Below are 2415 nucleotides of genomic sequence, written 5' to 3'. Positions count from 1 at the left end.
CTACACCGTTTCGGGGACGATACCCGGCCACGACTGGGTCACTGCGGGCGAGTGAGCCGCCGCCCGAGCGTGTTCACTCCTCGCCGAACCCGCTGTAGGGGTGGACGAACTCGTTGCGGATGATGTCCTCGTCCTCGATGTCGAGGCCGAGGGCGTCACCGTCGCGGCAGCCGGCCTTGATGACAAGATGATGCTGTTCTATGGCGGTAACACCCATGACTAAATTACCAATTCGGCCCACGAACGGTCTCCGATGTAATCGAAGCCGTTAACAACGGAAAGTATGCCACCAATTTGGTGACCTTTGACTGATAATTCTTCTGTACGCTGTACGATCGTTCGACCTTCTTTCACAATTGATGCTAGTTTAATACCAATCACATTAGTTTATATACTATTAATCAAAAAGTACTTACCCGATTGGAATTTATGTTTGATTGTGACTTCCAATGACGGAAGCCGCGTACGGCGTCGAACTGTTCTAGGAAGCATCAGTAGCACAATTGGTGGGGTAGTTCTATCCAGTGGACTGTCGGCAGCGAAGCAAGATACCGACAGAAAGTTTGTCGGGATATCATACGGTCCCATGACCGACAAGGAGCAGGGGGACACGACCGCGACTATTAATCGGACACCAAAAGGGCTAAAAGGAAAACTCGATATCGCTGGATACAACATACCTATCGGAAATAAAGAACGAGTTGCTGACGAGAATAGCCATCCGGATGTAGAAACGTTCTCATTCGTTACGGACAAAGATCGGTTCACTGTCCACGAACAAGGTGAAAAACTCCCGCTCGAAGTACGAATTGACGTGCTGAATGACCGCATTACCGGAACCCTCACAAGGCCGAGTTCCGAGTACGGATCGGTAGCGTTCTCTCTGAATCCATCCGACGAGGGATTCACACACAGCGATCTCAAGGGTGTCCTCCGGCCCGAACATGCTACTGCACAGTCCGACGAATCGGAAGAGATAACCATCCCATCTGAGGGAATTCCGACTGATAACAGTATTAAAAATGCTCCGGCCTCTGGAGATGCATCTACGGCGGATGATAGTGTAGGGACGACAGATTACACCCCCTCGTCAGTGGGTGGAGAGAGTAATGAAGATGATGTCGGGTTCCTTGATGCTGACAACACCCCTGGGAGCATAACATATAATTTTGACGATAGCTGTAGTGAGGATTCAACTAGTACGAGTTGGACATACGAATTCGGGACTTCAGCCGATGTTCGATATGATACCGATGACTCAATTGCAACAGATTACGACGAGATCGCAGAACTAGGTAGTTACAAACGATACCAGATGCAAGCACACTTCAGTGAGGTTCCCGGCCGCTTATTACTACCATGCGATCAGGATATGGATAAGGGACTTCCTTACCAAACGAACGTCGAGTTTTGGGCAACGCAAGCAGGCGATACGGAACAAAACCAAGCCTCGCTCTCGGAACCCCAACCCGACGGGGAGAATAACTCGTCTAACCCCGGAGACGGAATCATTGATCTCGGACTCGACATCGTCAACAGTGTTACCGGAGTGTACGGTTCCGTCGCGAGTACAGTTATCAAATTTGCGTTGAACGATAGTTCTGACGACGGGATTCTGGTAGACCATTATTCGGAGGGAGATCAAGAGGAGTACTACTGGAACCTGCCGCTGGACGGCGGTCCTGAAGATGATAGCGAAGGGAATCGATACTTCCCCGATCACACAGAGAACCTTGCTGGTGCGAGCTTCCAGGTCGACAACGGCCTTCCAAAGGGTTACACGGCAGAGCTAGAAACACGCTCACAATTCGAGTTCGCGTATATCGATTATCTAGGAGGATGCCCTTGCCCCAATTTCTCGACAGCGTTGAAAACAACTAAGACTTCTGTTGTGAAGAACTCTCTTGAGTATACGAGTGTCGAAGATTAAATAACCGTCCCCTGCGATTCGAAGAACTGGTAAATAATGGCTACCGAGGATCCCGTAACAAACCGTCGAACGCTCCTGAAAGCCGGAGTTGCCTCGCTCGCTGGAGCAACGGCGGGGTGTTCCAGTTCCGACGACGAGCCAGATCTAGATATCGAAGATGTCTCGGCCGAGATCACGGACGCTCCGAGGATAATCGCGACCATGGTAGTGACCAACGACGGAGACGGTGTCGGAAATCCCACGGGGACGGTCAAAGTCGAACGCGAGGGAGAACTCATCGGCAAAAAGGAACAGAAGATGGCAGTATTTCCCATGAGCGAAACCGGCCTCGAAGGGAGGTTCAGTTTCCCCGACTACGATCCGGACGCGACCTACACCGTTTCGGGGACGATACCCGGCCACGACTGGGTCACTGCGGGCGAGTGAGCCGCCGCCCGAGCGTGTTCACTCCTCGCCGAACCCGCTGTAGGGGTGGACGAACTCGT

The 2415-nt window shown here is 51.8% G+C and carries 3 protein-coding genes; 2 read left to right on the top strand and 1 reads right to left on the bottom strand.

The features are described 5' to 3' along the window. Nucleotides 1-73: 73 nt before the first annotated feature. On the bottom strand, nucleotides 74-217 hold the full coding sequence (locus AB2U09_RS00125; protein ID WP_459190656.1) for a hypothetical protein: 144 nt from the start codon (nucleotides 215-217) through the stop codon (nucleotides 74-76). Nucleotides 218-586: 369 nt separating this feature from the next. On the opposite strand from AB2U09_RS00125, the gene AB2U09_RS00120 reads away from it, so the two are divergent. Further along, on the top strand, nucleotides 587-1930 hold the full coding sequence (locus tag AB2U09_RS00120; RefSeq protein WP_459190655.1) for a hypothetical protein: 1344 nt from the start codon (nucleotides 587-589) through the stop codon (nucleotides 1928-1930). A 36-nt stretch (nucleotides 1931-1966) separates the two neighbouring features. Next, nucleotides 1967-2356: a hypothetical protein gene (locus tag AB2U09_RS00115; protein WP_459190654.1), complete on the top strand. Its 390-nt coding sequence runs from the start codon at nucleotides 1967-1969 to the stop codon at nucleotides 2354-2356. Nucleotides 2357-2415: the final 59 nt, after the last annotated feature.

It is taken from the genome of Halosimplex yunnanense (assembly GCF_054504345.1).
Note: the sequence above shows the minus strand (reverse complement) of the source record. Positions and strands in the feature narration are given on the sequence as shown.

What these genes read in the sequence shown, in the direction of transcription:
- AB2U09_RS00125 (WP_459190656.1), bottom strand. Translation starts at nt 217, where the DNA reads ATGGGTGTTACCGCCATAGAACAGCATCATCTTGTCATCAAGGCCGGC.
- AB2U09_RS00120 (WP_459190655.1), top strand. Translation starts at nt 587, where the DNA reads ATGACCGACAAGGAGCAGGGGGACACGACCGCGACTATTAATCGGACA.
- AB2U09_RS00115 (WP_459190654.1), top strand. Translation starts at nt 1,967, where the DNA reads ATGGCTACCGAGGATCCCGTAACAAACCGTCGAACGCTCCTGAAAGCC.